30 protein-coding genes are annotated in these 19,619 nt (G+C 63.0%); 29 read left to right on the top strand and 1 reads right to left on the bottom strand.

Annotated elements, in window-relative coordinates; all coding sequences use genetic code 11:
- The first annotated feature begins 20 nt into the window (after nt 1–20).
- The 29 genes from rplC (at nt 21) to BLU32_RS11125 (ending at nt 19,141) form a co-directional block, all read left to right on the top strand.
- The gene (gene rplC, locus BLU32_RS11265) at nt 21–731 is read left to right on the top strand and encodes a 50S ribosomal protein L3 (RefSeq protein ID WP_093807029.1); all 711 of its coding nucleotides are present in this window, start codon (nt 21–23) and stop codon (nt 729–731) included.
- A complete protein-coding gene (rplD, locus tag BLU32_RS11260) occupies nt 731–1,351 on the top strand; it encodes a 50S ribosomal protein L4 (protein WP_093807027.1) in 621 nt (206 codons plus the stop codon). The genes rplC and rplD overlap by 1 nt, the downstream gene beginning before the upstream one ends.
- Nucleotides 1,348–1,641, top strand: a complete 294-nt coding sequence (locus BLU32_RS11255; protein ID WP_093807025.1) for a 50S ribosomal protein L23 — start codon at nt 1,348–1,350, stop codon at nt 1,639–1,641. Before rplD ends, BLU32_RS11255 begins: the two co-directional genes overlap by 4 nt.
- Nucleotides 1,642–1,657: 16 nt before the next feature.
- Entirely contained in the window at nt 1,658–2,491 is an 834-nt protein-coding gene (rplB, locus tag BLU32_RS11250; protein ID WP_093807023.1) for a 50S ribosomal protein L2, read from the top strand.
- A 12-nt stretch (nt 2,492–2,503) separates the two neighbouring features.
- The gene (gene rpsS, locus BLU32_RS11245) at nt 2,504–2,782 is read left to right on the top strand and encodes a 30S ribosomal protein S19 (protein WP_029057578.1); all 279 of its coding nucleotides are present in this window, start codon (nt 2,504–2,506) and stop codon (nt 2,780–2,782) included.
- 2 nt (nt 2,783–2,784) lie between these two features.
- Nucleotides 2,785–3,165, top strand: coding sequence for a 50S ribosomal protein L22 (gene rplV / locus BLU32_RS11240; RefSeq protein ID WP_029057577.1), 381 nt, complete (start codon nt 2,785–2,787; stop codon nt 3,163–3,165).
- Nucleotides 3,165–3,881, top strand: a complete 717-nt coding sequence (gene rpsC / locus BLU32_RS11235; RefSeq protein ID WP_029057576.1) for a 30S ribosomal protein S3 — start codon at nt 3,165–3,167, stop codon at nt 3,879–3,881. The genes rplV and rpsC overlap by 1 nt, the downstream gene beginning before the upstream one ends.
- A 46-nt stretch (nt 3,882–3,927) precedes the next feature.
- On the top strand, nt 3,928–4,341 hold the full coding sequence (gene rplP, locus BLU32_RS11230; protein WP_029057575.1) for a 50S ribosomal protein L16: 414 nt from the start codon (nt 3,928–3,930) through the stop codon (nt 4,339–4,341).
- Nucleotides 4,342–4,364: 23 nt separating this feature from the next.
- Nucleotides 4,365–4,565 (top strand): 50S ribosomal protein L29, encoded by a 201-nt coding sequence (gene rpmC, locus BLU32_RS11225; protein ID WP_029057574.1) that lies wholly within the window; start codon nt 4,365–4,367, stop codon nt 4,563–4,565.
- A 10-nt stretch (nt 4,566–4,575) separates the two neighbouring features.
- Nucleotides 4,576–4,818 carry a 30S ribosomal protein S17 gene (gene rpsQ / locus BLU32_RS11220; protein ID WP_029057573.1) on the top strand — a complete coding sequence of 81 codons (243 nt, stop codon included), beginning with the start codon at nt 4,576–4,578 and terminating at the stop codon, nt 4,816–4,818.
- A gap of 56 nt (nt 4,819–4,874) precedes the next feature.
- The gene (gene rplN, locus BLU32_RS11215; protein ID WP_093807021.1) at nt 4,875–5,243 is read left to right on the top strand and encodes a 50S ribosomal protein L14; all 369 of its coding nucleotides are present in this window, start codon (nt 4,875–4,877) and stop codon (nt 5,241–5,243) included.
- Nucleotides 5,243–5,560, top strand: coding sequence for a 50S ribosomal protein L24 (gene rplX, locus BLU32_RS11210; protein WP_093807019.1), 318 nt, complete (start codon nt 5,243–5,245; stop codon nt 5,558–5,560). The genes rplN and rplX overlap by 1 nt, the downstream gene beginning before the upstream one ends.
- Nucleotides 5,553–6,110: a 50S ribosomal protein L5 gene (rplE, locus tag BLU32_RS11205; protein ID WP_093807017.1), complete on the top strand. Its 558-nt coding sequence runs from the start codon at nt 5,553–5,555 to the stop codon at nt 6,108–6,110. Before rplX ends, rplE begins: the two co-directional genes overlap by 8 nt.
- A 28-nt stretch (nt 6,111–6,138) precedes the next feature.
- Nucleotides 6,139–6,444 (top strand): 30S ribosomal protein S14, encoded by a 306-nt coding sequence (rpsN, locus tag BLU32_RS11200; RefSeq protein WP_093807015.1) that lies wholly within the window; start codon nt 6,139–6,141, stop codon nt 6,442–6,444.
- A gap of 10 nt (nt 6,445–6,454) precedes the next feature.
- Nucleotides 6,455–6,853, top strand: a complete 399-nt coding sequence (gene rpsH, locus BLU32_RS11195; RefSeq protein WP_029057568.1) for a 30S ribosomal protein S8 — start codon at nt 6,455–6,457, stop codon at nt 6,851–6,853.
- A 44-nt stretch (nt 6,854–6,897) separates the two neighbouring features.
- Nucleotides 6,898–7,431, top strand: a complete 534-nt coding sequence (gene rplF, locus BLU32_RS11190; RefSeq protein WP_093807013.1) for a 50S ribosomal protein L6 — start codon at nt 6,898–6,900, stop codon at nt 7,429–7,431.
- A gap of 11 nt (nt 7,432–7,442) precedes the next feature.
- Nucleotides 7,443–7,805, top strand: coding sequence for a 50S ribosomal protein L18 (gene rplR / locus BLU32_RS11185; RefSeq protein WP_093807011.1), 363 nt, complete (start codon nt 7,443–7,445; stop codon nt 7,803–7,805).
- A 42-nt stretch (nt 7,806–7,847) separates the two neighbouring features.
- Nucleotides 7,848–8,423, top strand: coding sequence for a 30S ribosomal protein S5 (gene rpsE, locus BLU32_RS11180; RefSeq protein WP_029057565.1), 576 nt, complete (start codon nt 7,848–7,850; stop codon nt 8,421–8,423).
- Between the two features lie 42 nt (nt 8,424–8,465).
- A complete protein-coding gene (rpmD, locus tag BLU32_RS11175) occupies nt 8,466–8,660 on the top strand; it encodes a 50S ribosomal protein L30 (protein ID WP_093807009.1) in 195 nt (64 codons plus the stop codon).
- A gap of 20 nt (nt 8,661–8,680) precedes the next feature.
- On the top strand, nt 8,681–9,151 hold the full coding sequence (rplO, locus tag BLU32_RS11170) for a 50S ribosomal protein L15 (protein ID WP_093810898.1): 471 nt from the start codon (nt 8,681–8,683) through the stop codon (nt 9,149–9,151).
- Nucleotides 9,152–9,199: 48 nt separating this feature from the next.
- Nucleotides 9,200–10,534 (top strand): preprotein translocase subunit SecY, encoded by a 1,335-nt coding sequence (gene secY / locus BLU32_RS11165; protein ID WP_093807007.1) that lies wholly within the window; start codon nt 9,200–9,202, stop codon nt 10,532–10,534.
- Nucleotides 10,531–11,127, top strand: a complete 597-nt coding sequence (locus BLU32_RS11160; protein WP_093807005.1) for an adenylate kinase — start codon at nt 10,531–10,533, stop codon at nt 11,125–11,127. The genes secY and BLU32_RS11160 overlap by 4 nt, the downstream gene beginning before the upstream one ends.
- A 162-nt stretch (nt 11,128–11,289) precedes the next feature.
- On the top strand, nt 11,290–11,658 hold the full coding sequence (rpsM, locus tag BLU32_RS11155) for a 30S ribosomal protein S13 (protein ID WP_029057560.1): 369 nt from the start codon (nt 11,290–11,292) through the stop codon (nt 11,656–11,658).
- Nucleotides 11,659–11,729: 71 nt separating this feature from the next.
- The gene (gene rpsK / locus BLU32_RS11150) at nt 11,730–12,119 is read left to right on the top strand and encodes a 30S ribosomal protein S11 (RefSeq protein WP_029057559.1); all 390 of its coding nucleotides are present in this window, start codon (nt 11,730–11,732) and stop codon (nt 12,117–12,119) included.
- A gap of 25 nt (nt 12,120–12,144) precedes the next feature.
- Nucleotides 12,145–13,224 (top strand): DNA-directed RNA polymerase subunit alpha, encoded by a 1,080-nt coding sequence (locus BLU32_RS11145; RefSeq protein WP_172838561.1) that lies wholly within the window; start codon nt 12,145–12,147, stop codon nt 13,222–13,224.
- A 74-nt stretch (nt 13,225–13,298) separates the two neighbouring features.
- On the top strand, nt 13,299–13,724 hold the full coding sequence (rplQ, locus tag BLU32_RS11140; protein ID WP_093807001.1) for a 50S ribosomal protein L17: 426 nt from the start codon (nt 13,299–13,301) through the stop codon (nt 13,722–13,724).
- Between the two features lie 148 nt (nt 13,725–13,872).
- Nucleotides 13,873–15,312 carry a Do family serine endopeptidase gene (locus BLU32_RS11135; RefSeq protein WP_093806999.1) on the top strand — a complete coding sequence of 480 codons (1,440 nt, stop codon included), beginning with the start codon at nt 13,873–13,875 and terminating at the stop codon, nt 15,310–15,312.
- Between the two features lie 30 nt (nt 15,313–15,342).
- Nucleotides 15,343–16,653 (top strand): replication-associated recombination protein A, encoded by a 1,311-nt coding sequence (locus tag BLU32_RS11130; protein ID WP_093806997.1) that lies wholly within the window; start codon nt 15,343–15,345, stop codon nt 16,651–16,653.
- Nucleotides 16,654–16,738: 85 nt separating this feature from the next.
- Complete coding sequence (locus BLU32_RS11125) at nt 16,739–19,141, top strand: patatin-like protein (RefSeq protein ID WP_093806995.1); 2,403 nt, start codon at nt 16,739–16,741, stop codon at nt 19,139–19,141.
- On the opposite strand, the gene folB is transcribed toward BLU32_RS11125, so the two are convergent.
- Nucleotides 19,118–19,486, bottom strand: coding sequence for a dihydroneopterin aldolase (gene folB, locus BLU32_RS11120; RefSeq protein WP_093806993.1), 369 nt, complete (start codon nt 19,484–19,486; stop codon nt 19,118–19,120). The two genes, BLU32_RS11125 and folB, sit on opposite strands and share 24 nt — an antisense overlap.
- Nucleotides 19,487–19,619 lie beyond the last annotated feature (133 nt).

Raw genomic sequence — 19,619 nt, 5'->3', positions numbered from 1 at the left:
TCACAAGGGGACACGCCGATATGCGTTCTGGAGTGATCGCACAGAAGGTGGGTATGACGCGCATCTACAACGATGCGGGAGAGCATGTGCCGGTAACGGTGCTGAAGCTCGAAAACTGTCAGGTAATCGCCCACCGGACGGAAGAGAAAAACGGTTATGTTGCGGTGCAGGTTGGCGCCGGACTGGCCAAGGTCAAAAACACGCCGCGCGCCGCGCGCGGTCACTTCGCCGTCGCGAAGGTTGAGCCGAAACGCAAGCTCGCGGAATTCCGCGTCTCGCAGGACAACCTGATCGATGTCGGCGCCGAGATTACGGCCGACCATTTTGTCGACGGGCAGTTCGTGGATGTCACGGGCACCTCCATCGGCAAGGGCTTCGCCGGTGCCATGAAGCGGCACAACTTCGGCGGTCTTCGCGCCTCGCACGGTGTGTCGGTTTCGCACCGTTCGCACGGTTCGACCGGTCAGTGCCAGGACCCCGGAAAGGTGTTCAAGGGCAAGAAGATGGCCGGGCACATGGGTGCCGAGCAGGTGACCACGCAGAACCTCAAGATCGTCCGCACCGATGTCGAGCGCGGCCTGATCATGATCCAGGGCGCCGTCCCGGGATCGAAGGGTGGCTGGATCGTCATCCGCGACGCGGTCAAGAAGGCGCTTCCGGACGGTGTTCCGATGCCGGGTGCCTTCCGCGCGGTCGAGGCTGCTGCGGCAGTCGAGAAGGAGAGCGAGTGATGGAACTTGAGGTGAAGACCCTCGACGGGGCTGCCGCCGGTTCGATCACGGTGTCGGACGAGATCTTCGGTCTCGAGCCGCGCACCGACCTGATCCACCGCGTGGTGCGCTGGCAGCTGGCACGTCGCCAGGCTGGCACGCACAAGGCGAAGCAGCGTTCGGAGATTTCCGGCACGACGAAGAAATTCGTCCGCCAGAAGGGCACCGGCGGCGCGCGTCACGGCAACAAGAAGGCTCCGCAGTTCCGCGGCGGCGGCAAGGCCCATGGGCCCGTCGTTCGCAGCCACGCTCACGATCTTCCCAAGAAGGTCCGGGCGCTCGGCCTGCGGCACGCGCTTTCCGCCAAGCTGAAGGGCGACGGCATCATCATCGTCGACGATGCCAAGGCCGAGGAAGCCAAGACCAAGGCGTTGTTCGCACGGTTCGCCAAGCTCGGGCTCAGCAATGCGCTGATCATCGACGGCAGCGAGCTCGATGCCAACTTCCGCCTCGCGTCTCGCAACATTCCGGCGATCGACGTTCTGCCGATCGGGGGTATCAACGTCTATGATATCCTGCGGCGTGAAAAGCTGGTGTTGACCAAGGCGGCGGTGTCGGCCCTGGAGGAGCGGTTCAAATGAGCACTCTCAAGCACTACGACACGGTCGTGTCCCCGGTGATTACCGAGAAGGCGACATTCGCGTCCGAGCAGAACAAGGTCGTGTTCAACGTTTCGCCGACCGCCACGAAGCCCGAGATCAAGGCCGCTGTCGAAGCGCTCTTCGGGGTGAAGGTGACGGCAGTGAACACCCTTGTCCGCAAGGGCAAGCAGAAGCGGTTCCGCGGGCGGATCGGCCAGCAGTCCGACGTCAAGAAGGCGGTCGTGACCCTGCAGGACGGCCAGTCCATCGACGTCACAACCGGTCTGTAAGGGCGGAGAGGGAACAATGGCACTCAAAACCTTCAATCCGACGTCGCCCGGCCGGCGTCAGCTGATCCAGGTGGACCGCTCGTCGCTGTACAAGGGCAAGCCGGTCAAGAGCCTGACCGAAGGGCTCTCCAAGTCCGGCGGTCGCAACAACACGGGTCGCACGACGTCGCCGAATCGCGGTGGCGGCCACAAGCGCAGCTACCGTCTGGTGGATTTCAAGCGCACCAAGCTTGACATCTCCGCGACGGTGGAGCGGATCGAATACGATCCCAACCGGACCGCGTTCATTGCGCTGATCAAGTATGAGGACGGCGATCTGTCCTACATTCTGGCTCCGCAACGGCTGGCGGTGGGCGACAGGGTTGTCGCCGGCAAGTCGGTCGACGTGAAGCCGGGCAATGCGATGCCGCTGGCGTCGATTCCGGTCGGCACGATCATTCACAACGTCGAGATGAAGCCCGGCAAGGGTGGTCAGATCGCACGTTCGGCCGGTGCCTACGCACAGGTTGTCGGTCGCGATCAGGGGTACACCACGATCCGCCTGCTCTCGGGAGAGCAGCGTCGCGTGCTCGGTACCTGCATGGCTTCGATCGGCGCCGTGTCCAATCCGGACCATGGCAACATCAATCTCGGCAAGGCGGGTCGTACCCGTTGGTCCGGTCGCCGTCCGCACGTTCGCGGCGTTGCGATGAACCCGGTCGATCACCCGCACGGTGGTGGTGAGGGTCGGACCTCCGGTGGCCGTCATCCGGTCACGCCGTGGGGCAAGCCGACCAAGGGCAAGCGCACGCGTTCGAACAAGGCCACGGACAAGTACATCGTCCGCAGCCGCCACGCGCGCAAGAAGTAAGAGGGGCCGACCATGGCACGTTCAGTTTGGAAGGGCCCGTTCGTAGACGGCTTTCTGCTGAAGAAGGCAGAAAAGGTCCGCGCGTCGGGCCGTAACGAAATCATCAAGATCTGGAGCCGTCGTTCGACGATCCTGCCCCAGTTCGTTGGGTTGACCTTCGGCGTCTACAATGGCCAGAAGCACGTTCCGGTGCTGGTGTCTGAGGACATGATCGGTCACAAGTTCGGCGAGTTCTCGCCGACGCGCACCTATTATGGCCATGGCGCCGACAAGAAGGCGAAGAGGAAGTAACCATGGGCAAGCCGAAGGGCGGGCGCGCGCTCGCCGATAATGAGGCGAAGTCGGTCGCCCGGATGCTGCGCGTTTCTCCGCGCAAGCTGAACCTCGTCGCGGAAACGATCCGCGGCAAAAAGGTGGAAAAGGCGCTGTCCGACCTCACCTTCTCGCGCAAGCGGATTTCCGACGACGTCAAGAAGGCGTTGATGTCGGCGATCGCGAATGCGGAGAACAACCATGACCTCAATGTCGACAGCCTGGTCGTGGCCGAGGCGCATGTCGGCAAGGCATTCGTGATCAAGCGGTTCCAGGCTCGTGCCCGTGGCCGTGTGGGTCGGATCGAGAAGCCGTTCTCGAACCTTACCATCGTCGTCCGCGAAGTCGAGGAGACCGCCTGATGGGACACAAAGTAAATCCGATCGGTCTGCGTCTTGGCATCAACCGCACCTGGGATTCGCGCTGGTACGCGGACAAGGGTGAATACGGCCAGCTGCTGCATGAGGACTTCCGCATCCGGGAGTATATCCTCAAGGCACTCAAGCAGGCGGCCGTGTCCAAGGTTGTCGTCGAGCGTCCGCACCGCAAGTGCCGCGTTTCGGTTCACTCGGGTCGTCCGGGTGTCGTGATCGGCAAGAAGGGTGCGGACATCGAGAAGCTCCGCAAGGCGCTGTCGCAGATCACCAACTCCGATGTGCACATCAACATCGTTGAAGTGCGCAAGCCCGAGATCGACGCTCAGCTGGTGGCTGACGGCATCTCGCAGCAGTTGGAGCGCCGTGTTGCCTTCCGTCGTGCCATGAAGCGGGCGGTTCAGTCCGCCATGCGGATGGGCGCGCAGGGTATCCGGATCAACTGCGGCGGCCGTCTTGGCGGCGCCGAGATCGCCCGGACCGAATGGTACCGCGAAGGGCGTGTGCCGCTGCACACGCTGCGCGCGGACATCGACTTCGGCATGTCCACGGCCCATACGGCCTACGGGACATGCGGCGTCAAGGTCTGGATCTTCAAGGGTGAGATCCTCGAGCACGATCCGATGGCGCATGAGCGTCGCGCGGTCGAGGGTGACGGATCGAACCAGGGCGGCGGACGCCGCGATCGCGGACGCGCTGCCTAAAGGGCAGCGGTCGGGTCTTGGACAGTAGCAGAGCGAGAGAGTAGAGATGCTGCAACCGAAGCGAACGAAGTTCCGCAAGCAGCACAAGGGCCGGATCCATGGTACCGCCAAGGGCGGAACCGATCTCAATTTCGGCGCCTTCGGCCTGAAGGCCGTGGAGCCGGAGCGGGTGACCGCACGCCAGATCGAGGCGGCCCGTCGTGCCATGACCCGTCACATGAAGCGTGCGGGTCGTGTTTGGATCAGGATTTTCCCGGACGTGCCGGTGTCGTCGAAGCCGACCGAAGTGCGTATGGGTAAGGGCAAGGGTTCGCCGGACTATTGGGCCGCTAAGGTCAAGCCCGGTCGGATCATGTTCGAGATCGACGGTGTGCCGGAAGACACGGCACGTGAAGCGATGCGCCTTGCTGCAGCCAAGCTGCCGATCAAGTGCCGCTTCGTTCAGCGTATCGCCGACTGAAGCGGGACCAGGAGAGTAGTGCCATGAAGGCCATGGACGTTCGGGCAAAGACCTTGGACGAGCTGGTAGCGGATCTTGAGAGCCTGAAGAAGGAGCAGTTCAACCTGCGCTTTCAACGGGCGACCGGCCAGCTGGAGAATACGGCGCGTGTGCGCCAGGTGCGTCGTGACATTGCGCGCATTCAAACGATCATGCGCGACAAGCGCGTGGCAACAAGCGCGTAAGGAGACCATTATGCCGAAACGCGTACTGCAGGGCGTTGTGGTTAGCGACGCCAACGAAAAGACGGTCACGGTTCGTGTGGAGCGCCGCTTCACTCACCCGCTGTTCAAGAAGACCGTCCGCCGCTCGAAGAAATATCGGGCGCATGACGAGACCAACGCGCACAAGACGGGCGACACCGTCCAGATCCAAGAGTGCGCGCCGATTTCGAAGACCAAAACCTGGACCGTTGTCGAAACGTCGACTGCGGACTGACATGACTTCCGGCGTTCGCTAGCGAACACGGTGAGAGAAGAACAAGGCGGCCAGTCATGATTCAGATGCAAACAAACCTCGACGTGGCGGATAATTCCGGCGCCCGTCGTGTCATGTGCATCAAAGTGCTCGGCGGCTCCAAGCGGAAATATGCCAGCGTCGGCGACATCATTGTCGTCAGCGTGAAAGAGGCGACACCGCGCGGCCGCGTGAAAAAGGGCGACGTGATGAGAGCGGTCGTCGTGCGTACGGCGAAGGATATTCGCCGTCCCGACGGCTCGGTGATCCGGTTCGACCGCAATGCGGCGGTCCTGGTCAACAACAACAAGGAACCGGTGGGGACGCGTATCTTCGGTCCGGTTCCGCGCGAGCTGCGTGCGAAGAACCACATGAAGGTGATTTCGCTCGCTCCGGAGGTGCTCTAATGGCCGCCAAGATCAAAAAGGGCGACACCGTTGTCGTGCTCACGGGGCGCGACAAGGGCAAGTCCGGCGAAATCGTTTCGATTTCCCCTCAGGACAACAAGGCAACGGTTCGCGGCGTGAACGTCGTGCGCCGGCACCAGCGTCAGACGGCGCAGTCCGAAGGCGGGATCATCAGCAAGGAGCTGCCGGTTCATCTGTCGAACCTGGCGCTTGCCGACCCGAAAGACGGGAAGCCGACACGTGTCGGTTTCCAGGTGAAGGAAGACGGCACCAAAGTGCGCGTGGCCAAGCGTTCGGGAGATCTGATCGATGGCTGACACCAAGACCCTGCCGCGGCTGAAGACGGAGTATCTCGAAAAGATCCGTCCGCAGCTGCAGGAGAAGTTCAACTACAAGAATCCGATGCAGATTCCCTCGCTTGAGAAGATCGTTCTCAACATGGGAATCGGCGAAGCCGTGGCCGACAGCAAGAAGGCCAAGATCGCTGCTGAGGATCTTGCTCATATCGCCGGTCAGAAGCCGGTCATCACCAAGGCCCGCAAGTCGATCGCGACCTTCAAGGTCCGTGAAGGCATGCCCCTTGGCGCGAAGGTGACGCTGCGCGGTGAGCGGATGTACGAATTTCTCGATCGCCTTATCACGATTGCGCTGCCGCGCGTTCGTGACTTCCGCGGCCTGAATGCCAAGAGCTTCGACGGCCGTGGAAACTACGCAATGGGCGTGAAGGAGCATATCGTGTTTCCGGAGATCAATTACGACCAGGTCGACCAGATCTGGGGCATGGACGTGATTGTTTGCACCACCGCGGATAACGATGACGAGGCGCGCGAGCTTCTGCGCGCGTTCAACTTCCCGTTCCGCAAATAACGTAGCGGGAAAAGAACGAGGACAGACGATGGCGAAGAAGAGCGCGATCGAGAAGAACAAGCGGCGCGAGCGGCTCGTTAAAAAATACGCCGAGAAGCGCACCGCGCTGAAGGCGGCTGCGAAAGACGACAGCCTGTCGCTTGAAGAGCGTTATGCCGCACGGCTTAAGCTCGCCAAGTTGCCGCGGAATTCCGCGGAGGTGCGTTTGCGCAACCGTTGTGAAGTGACAGGACGCCCCCGCGGCTACTATCGCAAGCTGAAGATGTCGCGCGTTGCGCTTCGCGAGCTGGGCTCCAAGGGCTTGGTCCCGGGCCTCGTGAAGTCGAGCTGGTAAGGAGAGTCCGATGGCGATTTCTGATCCCTTGGGCGATATGCTCACCCGGATCCGCAATGCACAGATGCGGCGCAAGAGCAAGGTCTCTACGCCTGCGTCGAAATTGCGCGAACATGTGCTCGACGTGCTGGCGTCGGAAGGGTATATCCGTGGCTATTCCGCCGTGGAATTCGACGGCGGCAAGGCTGAGCTCGAGATCGAGTTGAAGTACTTTGACGGCGAACCGGTGATCCGATCGATCGAACGGATTTCCAAGCCGGGGCGGCGGGTGTATTCCTCCGTCAAGAATATCCCGCGGGTTGCCAATGGCCTGGGCGTGTCGATCCTTTCGACGCCGCGCGGTGTCATGGCCGACCATGATGCGCGGGAGCAAAACGTTGGTGGCGAGGTGCTTTGCCGCATCTTCTGATGCAGCAGGGCATTCTCGCAAGGTAAACTGGACAGGTTGGTCTTATGTCTCGAATTGGCAAGAAGCCAGTCCCCGTGCCTAGCGGGGTAACGGCAACGATCAACGGCCAGAACGTGGCGGTCAAGGGTCCGAAGGGGGAGCTCTCCTTTGTGGTCAATGACCTTGTTCTGGTCGAAATGACGGACGATGGAATCAAGGTCGATCCGCGCGTCGACAGCAAGCCGGCGCGCGCGATGTGGGGCATGTCCCGCACGATGGTCGAAAACCTCGTGACCGGGGTGAGCAAGGGCTTCGAGAAGCGTCTTGAAATCACCGGCGTCGGTTATCGCGCGCAGGTGCAGGGAAAGAACCTGCAGCTTGCGCTCGGTTTTTCGCATGACGTCGTGCATCCGATGCCGGACGGCATCGATGTGGCATGTCCGAAGCCCACGGAAGTCGTGATCACGGGCATCGACAAGCAGCGCGTCGGACAGGTCGCGGCGGAAATCCGCGATTACCGTCCGCCCGAGCCCTACAAGGGCAAGGGCATTCGCTACGCGGGCGAATACATCGTCCGCAAGGAAGGCAAGAAGAAGTAACGGACCGGATCATGGCGAAGACACAATCAGGCTTCGAACGCCGCCGCGACCGCGTCCGTCGTTCGATCAAGAAGGTACTCAACGGGCGTCCGCGCCTGTCGGTGTATCGCTCTTCCAAGCAAATCTATGCGCAGATCATCGACGACGCCAAGGGCCATACGCTCGCTTCGGCGTCGAGCGTCGACAAGGATCTCCGCTCCGCTCTCGAAACGGGCGGCAACACCTCGGCGGCCGAGGCCGTCGGCAAGGTTCTTGCCGAGCGCGCCAAGGCGGCGGGCGTCACCAAGGTGGTGTTCGACCGTGGCGGGTACATGTACCACGGGCGCGTCAAGGCTCTGGCCGACGCGGCTCGTGAGGGCGGACTGGAATTCTGATCGTCGTTGAAAGACGCTCACAGACAAACGGAAGCGAATATTATGGCGAGACAGGATAATCGGGATCGCGGAGGCGATCGGAACGAGCGCGACAGCGAATTCGTCGACAAGCTTGTTCACATCAACCGCGTCGCCAAGGTCGTCAAGGGTGGCCGCCGGTTCGGCTTTGCCGCGCTTGTGGTCGTCGGCGACCAGAAGGGCCGCGTCGGCTTCGGTCACGGCAAGGCCCGTGAGGTGCCGGAGGCGATCCGCAAGGCAACGGAAGCCGCGAAGCGGTCGATGATCCGCGTGCCGCTGCGCGAGGGCCGCACCCTGCACCACGACGTCAACGGACGTCACGGTGCGGGCAAGGTGATCCTGCGCGCCGCTCCGGCCGGTACCGGCATCATCGCCGGCGGCCCGATGCGTGCGGTGTTCGAGACGCTCGGCGTCCAGGACGTCGTGGCCAAGTCGCTGGGTTCGGCGAACCCCTACAACATGGTGCGTGCCACCTTCGAGGCCTTGAAGCACGAGGACAGCCCGCGTTCGGTCGCGGCCCGTCGCGGTCTCAAGGTATCCCAGGTTCAGGCGCGTCGCCGCGATATCGACGATAGCGCGCAGGCGGCCGCAGAGGCTTGACCTTTGCGTGCATCGACCCCAGCTTGAGAAAGGCTTGGTTCCATGGCGAAAACTGATAAGACCGTTACGGTCGAGCAGGTTGGCAGCCCCTTGCGGCGTCCGAAGGATCAGCGCGCGACGCTGGTCGGTCTTGGACTGAACAAGATGCACCGCCGCTCGACACTCAAGGACACGCCGGAAGTACGCGGCATGATCCGGAAGGTTCAGCATCTCGTCCGCGTCGTCGCAGACGCGTGAGGGATGCGGGGAGATAGATGATGAAACTGAATGAACTCCGGGACAATCCGGGTGCCACGAAGGACCGCATGCGCGTCGGACGCGGCATCGGCTCGGGCAAGGGCAAGACCGGCGGCCGTGGCGTCAAGGGTCAGAAGAGCCGTTCGGGCGTTGCGATCAAGGGCTTCGAGGGCGGCCAGATGCCGATCCATCGTCGTCTGCCGAAGCGCGGCTTCGTGAACATCTTCGCGAAGTCCTTTACGGTCGTTTCGCTCGGTCGCGTCCAGATCGCGATCGATGCCGGCAAGCTCGACGCAAACCAGACGGTGACTGCCGAGGCGCTCAAGGCCGCCGGCGTGATCCGTCGGGTCAAGGACGGCGTCCGCCTCCTGTCCGACGGCGCCCTGAAGGGGGCTGTCTCCTTCGAGATCGCAGGCGCCTCCAAGGCTGCCATCGACGCGGTTGAGAAGGCTGGCGGCAAAGTCACGATTATTGGAGCCCAGGCTGAATAAGCCTGGGTTTTCCCTTGTTCCTGCACGCATATTTGACCGGAGCCTGGAATGGCATCAGCTGCCGAACAGCTAGCGGCTAATCTGAATTTCTCAGCTTTCGCCAAGGCAGAAGAGTTGAAGAAGCGTATCTGGTTCACACTGGGTGCGCTTCTTGTGTATCGGTTCGGCACCTATGTGCCGTTGCCGGGGATCAATCCCGAAGCCTTCGCGCAGGCCTTCGGCCAGGCGCAACAAGGCATCGTCGGCCTGTTCAACATGTTCTCGGGCGGCGCCGTCCAGCGCATGGCGATTCTTGCCCTCGGGATCATGCCGTATATCTCCGCATCGATCATCATCCAGCTTCTCACCTCCGTTGTTCCGACGCTGGAACAGCTGAAGAAGGAGGGCGAGCAGGGCCGAAAGGTGATCAACCAGTACACCCGTTACGGGACGGTGGTGCTTGCCACCTTCCAGGCCTATGGTCTTGCTGTCGGTCTGGAAAGCGCCGCCAATGTCGTGATCGATCCGGGCTGGTTTTTCCGCATTTCCGCGGTCATCACCTTTGTCGGCGGAACGATGTTCCTGATGTGGCTGGGTGAGCAGATCACCGCACGCGGCATCGGCAACGGCATCTCCCTGATCATCTTTGCGGGCATTGTTGCCGGGCTTCCCTCGGCCATCGCCTCGACGCTCGAGCTCGGGCGCCAGGGCGCGCTGGCGACGCCGATCATCATCGCCATCATCCTGCTGTCGATCGTGGTGATCGCGATCATCGTGTTCATGGAGCGCGCGCAGCGGCGTTTGCTGATCCAGTATCCGAAACGCCAGATGGGCAACCGGATGTTTGAGGGCAACACGTCGTTCCTGCCGCTCAAGCTGAACACGGCCGGCGTGATTCCGCCGATTTTCGCGTCCTCACTGCTGCTTGTGCCGGCGACGCTCTCGGGCCTTGGCACCACCGGTGACGAGAGCAGCATCCTGACGACGGTCACGGCGCTGCTCGGTCATGGCCAGCCGCTCTACATGCTGCTTTATGCGGCGCTGATCGTGTTTTTCTGCTTCTTCTACACCGCGATCGTGTTCAATCCCTCGGATACGGCCGACAATCTGAAGAAGCATGGCGGCTTCATTCCGGGCATTCGTCCGGGAGAACGGACCGCGCAGTACATTGATTACGTGTTGACCCGGATCACCGTGGTCGGCGCCATCTACATCGTTCTGGTCTGTCTATTACCCGAATTCCTCATTTCCGCGACGGGCGTTCCGTTCTATTTCGGTGGCACCTCTTTGCTGATCGTCGTGAGCGTAACCATGGATACGGTATCCCAGATCCAGGGCCACTTGCTTGCGCACCAGTATGAGGGACTGGTGAAGAAATCGAAGCTGAGGGGGAAGCGTAGATGAGGCTGATTTTTCTCGGACCGCCGGGTGCCGGCAAAGGCACCCAGGCTGCGCGTCTGGTCGAAAAGCATGGCATTCCGCAACTGTCGACGGGTGACATGCTCCGCGCTGCGGTGGCTGCCGGTACGCCGGTCGGCCTCAAGGCGAAGTCGGTGATGGATGCCGGTGGGCTTGTGTCCGATGACATCGTGATCGGCATCGTCGCCGACCGGATCGAGGAGCCGGACGCCCAGAAGGGGTTCATCCTCGACGGATTTCCGCGCACCGTCGCACAGGCGGAGGCGCTGGATGCGATGTTGTCCGAGAAGGCCATGGATCTCGACATGGTGCTCGAGCTTGAAGTGGATCAGTCGGCTCTGGTCGATCGGATCGTAAAGCGCGCGGCCGAAGCCAAGGCGAACGGCGAACCGGTGCGCAAGGACGACGATCCGGAAGTCTTCAAGCAGAGGCTTGAGGCTTACAACCGCGACACCGCAGTCGTCGCGCCTTATTATCGGGGTCGTGGCCAGCTGAAAACTGTCGACGGCATGAAGTCGATCGACGAGGTCTCGGCCGATATCGATTCCGTGCTTGACGCGGTTGGCAGAGAGAGCTAAGGCTCGCGACCTGCCCTAATGTACGCATCCGGGTCCGTGCAACGCGCGCGGGACGCGGGTGCGTTCGTGCAGTTTATCCTCCCCGCAAGGGCCGGCCTCCACCGGACGCGGGGCAACCCGGTGGCGCTTCAGCCTTGAAGCCCCCAAAACATGGAGACGGCATTGGCCCGTATCGCAGGCGTAAACATCCCGACGAACAAGCGCGTCGTCATCGCGCTTCAGTATATTCACGGCATCGGCGCCAAGTTCGCCGAGGAGATCATCACCAAGGTCAACATCGCGCCCGAGCGCCGCGTCAACGAGCTTTCGGACGCGGAAGTCCTTGCCATGCGCGAGACCATTGACCGCGACTACATCGTGGAAGGCGACCTTCGCCGCGAAGTCGCGATGAACATCAAGCGCCTCATGGACCTTGGTTGCTACCGTGGGCTGCGCCATCGTCGCGGTCTTCCGGTTCGCGGCCAGCGCACGCACACCAACGCCCGCACCCGCAAGGGTCCGGCGAAGGCGATTGCCGGCAAGAAGAAGTAATTCATCGGAACGTACGGCCCGGTGGAGCCGCCGAACGACGGCGGTGACGAGATCGAGCAAAGGATAGAAAAATGGCTAAAGAAACCACGCGCGTCCGGCGTCGCGAACGGAAGAACATTTCTTCCGGCGTCGCGCATGTGAACTCGACGTTCAACAACACCATGATCACCATCACCGATGCGCAGGGAAACACGATTTCCTGGTCGTCGGCTGGCGCAATGGGCTTCAAGGGGTCGCGTAAGTCGACCCCGTATGCAGCGCAGGTTGCTGCCGAAGACGCCGCGAAGAAGGCTGCCGAGCATGGCATGCGCACCCTCGAGGTCGAGGTTCGCGGTCCGGGTTCGGGGCGTGAATCGGCTCTGCGTGCCCTTCAGGCCGCCGGTTTCATGGTGACGTCGATCCGCGACGTGACGCCGATCCCGCACAACGGTTGCCGTCCGCGCAAGCGCCGCCGCGTCTGAGTTTCAGACGTATCACTCCCTTCTCATGGCACAGCATGGCCGTGGCCTTCGGGGCGCGGCGGGACAGCCGGAGGAAAGAGATTTGAGCATTAACAAAAACTGGCAGGAACTGATCAAGCCGAACAAGCTTGAGGTAAAGCCGGGTCATGACGCGCGCCTGATGGGTGTTGTGGTCGCGGAGCCGCTCGAACGCGGGTTCGGCCTGACGCTTGGCAACGCCCTTCGTCGTGTTCTGCTGTCGTCGCTTCAGGGCGCGGCCGTCACCGCCGTCCAGATCGACGGCGTTCTGCATGAGTTCTCGTCGATCCCCGGCGTTCGCGAAGATGTCACCGACATCGTCCTGAACATCAAGGAGATCGCGATCCGCATGCAGGGCGAAGGCCCCAAACGCATGGTCGTGCGCAAGCAGGGTCCGGGCGTCGTGACCGCCGGTGATATCCAGGTGGTGGGTGACATCGAGGTCCTCAATCCGGACCTCGTGCTTTGCACGCTCGACGAGGGTGCCGAGATCCGCATGGAGTTCACCGTGAACACCGGCAAGGGCTATGTCGCTGCCGACCGCAACCGTCCGGAAGATGCGCCGATCGGCCTGATCCCGGTCGACAGCCTGTACTCGCCGGTCAAGAAGGTATCCTACCGGGTGGAAAACACCCGTGAAGGCCAGGTTCTCGACTACGACAAGCTGTCGCTGACGATCGAGACCGACGGATCGGTGACGCCGGAAGATACGGTCGCATTCGCCGCCCGCATTCTTCAGGACCAGCTCTCGATCTTCGTCAATTTCGAAGAGCCGCGCCGCGAAGTGAAGGAAGACACCGTTCCGGAACTCGCCTTCAACCCGGCACTGCTGAAGAAGGTCGACGAGCTCGAGCTGTCCGTGCGTTCGGCCAACTGCCTGAAGAACGACAATATCGTGTATATTGGCGATCTCATCCAGAAGACCGAAGCCGAAATGCTGCGCACTCCGAACTTCGGTCGCAAGTCGCTGAACGAGATCAAGGAAGTTCTCGCCCAGATGGGTCTCCACCTCGGCATGGAGGTGGCCAACTGGCCGCCGGAGAACATCGACGAGCTCGCCAAGCGCTACGAAGATCATCAGTACTGATCGCGCAGATTGCGCGGTCTTCAGATAACAGCATCAGGCGGGTTGGTCCGCCGTGACAGGAAAAGGAGAGAGCCATGCGCCACGGCAATCGCGGCCGCAAGCTCAATCGGACGTCGAGCCATCGCAAGGCGATGTTTGCAAACATGTCCGCATCGCTGATTGAGCATGAGCAGATCGTGACGACGCTTCCCAAGGCAAAGGAACTGCGTCCGATCGTGGAGAAGCTGATCACCCTCGGCAAGCGTGGCGACCTGCACGCCCGCCGTCAGGCGATTTCGCAGATCCGCGACGTCGCGCTCGTGCGCAAGCTGTTCGATACGCTTGCGGAGCGCTACAAGGGCCGCAACGGCGGTTACACGCGCGTTCTCAAGGCCGGCTTTCGCTATGGCGACAATGCCCCGCTGGCCGTGATCGAGTTCGTCGAGCGCGATGTCGAGGCCAAGGGCGCTGCCGATCGTGCACGCTCTGAGGCCGAAGATACGGCCGAAGCCGCGGCATAAGCTGTGCGCCCGGAACGTGATTGAAAAGGCGGCCTTCGGGTCGCCTTTTTTGTTACCTTCGATCAGCCTGTTTCGGGATGGTGCGAATCGGCTGCATCGCCCGAAAGGCAGGAAACACTTTGAAAATCGGATTGCGGGGAATGTCGACATGACGGGATATGCATCCATGATCGTGCGGGTGGCGGTCGCGGTCGGCGGCGCGGGCCTCCTGGCCGCGGCGCTCGTCCTGCCGGGGCAGGCTGCGGACAGGCAGGCGCCCCGCTCGGCGCTGGAGCTCAAGGCCTCCTTCGCGTCCGTGGTAAAGACGGCGGCGCCGGCGGTGGTCAATGTCTACGCCAAGCGCACGGTGCGTCAGCGCCAGACCTCGCCGTTTTTCGACGATCCGTTCTTTCGCCGGTTCTTCGGCAATCCGGGACAGGATCTTGGCCGGCCACGCGAACGTGTGGAATCCTCGCTCGGGTCCGGTGTGATCATCTCCGCCGACGGCGTGATTGTGACCAACCACCACGTCATCAAGGGCGCGGATGAGGTGCGGGTCGCGCTGTCGGATCGTCGTGAATTCGATGCCGAGATCATCGTTCTGGATGAAAAGACGGACATTGCGATCCTCAAGGCCAAGGATTTCAAGGGAACCTTGCCCTACTTGGAGTTCGCCGATTCCGATACGGTGGAGGTCGGCGACATCGTGCTCGCCGTCGGCAACCCCTTTGGCGTCGGGCAAACGGTGACGCAGGGCATCGTTTCGGCGCTGGCGCGCACGCGTGTCGGTGTCACGGACTATCAGTTCTTCATCCAGACCGACGCGGCGATCAATCCCGGCAATTCCGGCGGTGCGCTGGTGGATGTGGACGGGCGGCTTGTCGGCATCAACACGGCGATTTTCTCGCGATCCGGCGGGTCGAACGGCATCGGCTTCGCCATTCCTTCCAACATGGTGCATTTCGTCGCCGTGGCCGCGCAGGGTGACGGCACCGTGCGTCGCCCGTGGCTAGGCGCCGGCTTGCAGTCCGTTGGCGCCGAGATCGCCGAGGCGATGGGGCTCGACCGTCCGCGCGGCGTCCTCGTGACCCAGATCGCGCCCGACAGTCCGGCGGAGAAGTCCGGCCTGCGCGTCGGCGACCTGATCATTCGTGTGGCGGATGCGGAGATCACCGATCCCAACAGTTTTGGCTATCGCTTCGCCACCAAGGAAATCGGCTCCACGACGCGGTTCACAATCCTCCGCGGTTCGGGCGAGCAAGAGGTGACGGTGTCGCTTGAAGCAGCCCCGGAGACCGTCCCGCGCGACCCGAGGCGGATCGAGGGTTATTCCCCATTTGCCGGGACGACGATCGTCAATCTCTCGCCGGCCGTTGCCGAAGAGCTGCGTCTCGACACCTTCGAACAGGGCGTGGTCGTCTCCGAGCTTGAACCGGGATCCACCGCCAATCGTGTCGGGCTGGAGGTCGGGGACATCCTGCTTGCGGTGAACGGGCGCGAAATTGCGTCGTCGAGTGAGCTTCAGCGCATTGCGGGAGGAGATCCGGGCGTCTGGCGTCTCGAGATCAAGCGCGGCGACCGGGTGTTGCGCATCGCTCTTCGCGGGTGAGGGGGAAGGCGGGAATGGGGCCGTTTGGCGATGAGTGACCTGTTTCAAAGCGCGGGGCTGGAGGCGGGGGCTACGCGGCCGCTCGCCGACCGATTGCGCCCGGCGCAGTTGAGCGAAGTCGTCGGCCAGGATCATCTTCTCGGCGACGACGGCGCGCTGACGCGGATGTTGCGGACGCGCAGCCTCGGTTCGCTGATCTTCTGGGGACCGCCGGGTACGGGAAAGACCACGGTGGCGCGGCTTCTGGCGGAACAGACCGATCTGCGCTTTGAGCAGATTTCCGCGATCTTCACCGGGGTCGCGGATCTCAAGAAGGTGTTCGAGGCGGCGCGTGCCGCACGTTCGGTCGGGCAAGGGACCCTGCTTTTCGTCGACGAGATCCATCGCTTCAACCGGGCCCAGCAGGACGGGTTCCTGCCCGTGATGGAGGACGGAACGGTGACGCTCGTCGGCGCCACCACCGAAAATCCCAGCTTTGAACTGAACGCGGCACTGCTGTCGCGCGCGCATGTCCTGACCTTCAGGACGCTCGACAGCGACGCCATTGAAAAGCTCCTGGAGCGTGCGGAAGCGGAGGAAGGACGGCCGCTGCCGCTGGACGAGGGCGCGCGGGCGGTTCTTCTGCGCATGGCCGATGGCGACGGTCGCTCGGCGCTGACGCTTGCCGAGGACGTGTGGCGCGCGGCGCGCGAGGGCGAGGTGTTCGACGCCGAACGCCTCCAGGACATCGTGCAGCGGCGGGCACCGGTCTACGACAAGTCCCGCGACGGGCACTACAACCTAATCTCCGCGCTGCACAAGTCGGTGCGCGGTTCCGATCCCGATGCCGCGCTCTACTGGTTCTGCCGCATGCTCGACGGTGGCGAGGATCCGCTGTTTCTTGCGCGCCGGCTGATCCGCATGGCGGTGGAGGATATCGGCCTCGCCGACCCGCAGGCGCTGGTGCAGGCCAATGCGGCGCGCGATGCCTATCAGATGCTGGGATCGCCGGAAGGCGAACTGGCGCTGGCGCAGTCGGTCGTCTATCTGGCAACGGCGCCAAAATCGAACGGCGTTTACACCGCCTACAAGGCGGCCGTCCGTTCCGCCAAGCAGAACGGCTCGCTGTCGCCGCCGAAACACATCCTCAACGCGCCGACCAAGCTGATGAAGTCGGAAGGCTATGGCTCCGGCTACGCCTATGATCACGACGCGCCGGATGCGTTTTCGGGCCAGGACTATTTTCCCGAGAGCATGGGGCGGCAGGGCTTCTACGATCCGCCGGAGCGGGGGTTCGAGCGCGAAATCCGCAAGCGCCTTGAGTACTGGGACAAGCTTCGCCGCGAGCGTGAAACGCGCTGACGCGCGCGCGATCGGGGGCAGGAGACCTTGCCATTTCCTGCGAAACGGTCGAGCATCGACGTTCCGGCCGGAGCATGCAGCTTTCATGAAACAGATCGAATTGCGCCTGGCGCTTGTGTTGTACGGTGGCGTTTCGCTCGCCGTGCACATGCATGGAATCACGCGGGAATTTCTCAATCTGGTGCGCGCCTCGCGGCGGATGGAGGTGCGGCTGGACCAAGGCGCCCCGCCCAAGGCGGATGGGCCGGCCGTTGCGGCCTATGAGGCGTTTCTCGCGCTGTTTGCGCCGAAGCTTGATCTGCGCGTGGTCATCGACGTGATTTCCGGCGCGTCCGCCGGCGGCGTCAATGGCGTGATGCTGGCGCGCGCTCTGGCGCACAATCTCTCGCTCGACGCGCACCGCGATCTCTGGCTGGAAAACGCCGACGTCTCGCGCCTCGCCAATGCGCCGGTCGGATTGACGCGCTACATCAAGGGGTCGATCGCACCGGTGCTCGACCGGCTTGTGACCATGGCGCTCAAGTCCGAGACGAGCGACGCCGAAACGCGAGCCAAGCTGCGGCGCCTGATGCAGTCGCGCTGGTTCACGCCACCGTTTTCCGGTGCGCGTTATGTCGGCTGGATGCTCGATGCCTGCCACGCCATGCGGCCAGGTGACGGGGAGGGCGGTCCCGCGACCCTCGTGCCGCAGGGCCAGCGACTGGACCTTCTGGTGACCGTCACGGATTTTCACGGGGCCAAGCGGCGCTTCGCCATCCATGATCCCGTCGCAGTCGAGGAAACCGAACACCGGCTGATCCTGCGCTACGTCGCGATATGCCGGGGAAATGGCGAGTTGCAGTCGGATTTCGGCGACGTTTCGATCCCCGACCTGGTGTTCTCTGCGCGTGCAACATCGGCCTTTCCCGGTGCCTTTCCGCCGATGACGTTTGGCGAGATGGACCAGGTTCTCGAGGCGCGGGGGGAAACCTGGGAGCAGCGCGACGCCTTCCGCCGGCGGGCATTCGGAGCGGCTGGCGAGGCAGGGGAGAAATGCGTTCTCGTCGATGGCAGTGTGGTCATGAACAAGCCGTTCCAGCCGCTGCTTGAGGCGATCGCCGGGCGTGCCGCCGGCCGGGAGGTGGTCCGCAAGATCGTCTATGTCGATCCAAAGCCCGACGAGGTGTCCGCGCCTGAGGACGGCGCACCGGATGCGCATCTTCCCGGATTCTTTCGCGTCATTCTGGCCTCGCTGGCGCATATCCCGCGCAATGAGCCCATCGGCGACGCGCTCGAACAGGTGGCCGACCACAATCGGGAAGTCCGGCGGATTGCGGAGGTGATTGCTGCCGCCGAGCCGCTGGTGGAGAGCGAGGTACGCGCGATCCTCGGACCGGAGTTGCGCCATCCGCTGACCGCGCAGGAACTGACGCGCTGCCGGACGATGGCCAACGAGCGCGCCCATCTTACCGCCGGTTATGCCTATCGCGGCTATCAGCGGCTGAAGCTGTCCGGCGTGGTCGAGCGGGTCGCGGATCTGTGTGCGCGGGTGGCGCAGAACCGGCCGGACGGCGCGCCCGGAAACCCGAGTGCGCGCGCCGGCAGTGGGGCGTCCGCGATTGCCTTTCGCCTCGACGTCTGGCTCGCCTCGGCCTCGCAGGCGGGCGCTGAAAGCTCGGTCACACCGGAGCCGGTCATCCGTTTTCTGCGCGGGCTCGATGTCGACTACCGCATCCGCCGCCTTCGCTTCGTGATCCGCCGCCTCAACCGCCTCTACCGGCTTGCGGAGAACCGGGGCGGTGTCAGGGCGGACGAGATGGACGAGCTGAAATCGACGCTTTACGAGCAGATCGACCATCTCTCCCGCCGCTGGAGCGCTGCGTTCTACGGGGAGGAGACGCGGACCCTCGTCGAACGCCTGCTCGAAGCCCCGGACGCCGATCCGCAGCCGGCCGACGCGCTTGTTGCGACCCTTTCGGCGCGCATGGGGCTTGCCGACCTCGACGCGCTTGCCGATGACGTCTTCTCGATGATGACGCTGAACTACCTGCCGCAATCGCTGCATCTGGCGCTGACCAGCGCCTATGTCGGCTTCGCCTTCTACGATCTTGTCACGTTTCCCGTCCTGCGGGGAACGGCGATCGCGGAATACAACGAGGTTCAGGTCGATCGCATCAGTCCGGCCGATGCGCACAGTCTGCGCCCGGATGGTGTCGCCCTGAAGGGCCGCAGCCTCAATGCCTTTGGCGCCTTCTTCAATCGCGGCTGGCGCGAGCACGATTATCTGTGGGGACGGCTGACGGCGGCTGACCGGCTGATGACCATGGCGCTTCAGGCCGCCGAACCCGTGGTCCGTGTCGCCGAGGGCCGGGTGCGGGAGGCGCGGCGGAACGTGTTTCTCGCCATCCTGGAGGAGGAGCGGGAACGGCTCAACGCGGATCCGGCCCTGGTGCCAGACCTGTTGCGGGAGGTGGAGGAAAAGCTCTCAGCCGCCAGCGCGGGCGCGTGAGATCTCGACGCTGACGCGGCCCGTGGCGATGGGGAGGGGCGCGCCCGGCTTGTGAACCCGCACGCGCACCGATGCGATGCGGGCGTCGCAATCCAGCACGGCGTCGGCAATCGCCCCGGCCAACCGCTCGATCAGCTGAAACCGGGAACTGGTCACCACCCGCTCCACGGTTTCGGTCAGGAGGCCGTAGCAGACCGTATCCTCGTAGCGGTCTGACGCGGACACCGTCGTCAGGTCAAGGTGGCAGGTCAGGTCGACCAGAAAGCGCTGGCCGAGCCGCGCTTCTTCCGCATGGACGCCGTGGTAGGCGTAAAAGGCCAGGTCCTGAAGGTGAATGGCGTCCATGATGCGTCCGGTCTGGCGGGAGGGGAGTGTCTGGATCGGATCGCCATCTAGCAGGTGCAGCCTTGATGCCGCAACCGCGTTCTGAGGACTTGGTTTCGCAAAACCTGTCCCGAAATTTCTCGAAGTTGATGGA

It is taken from the genome of Stappia sp. ES.058, assembly GCF_900105595.1.
GTDB lineage: Bacteria > Pseudomonadota > Alphaproteobacteria > Rhizobiales > Stappiaceae > Stappia.
This window is presented reverse-complemented; position numbering and strand designations above follow the sequence as displayed.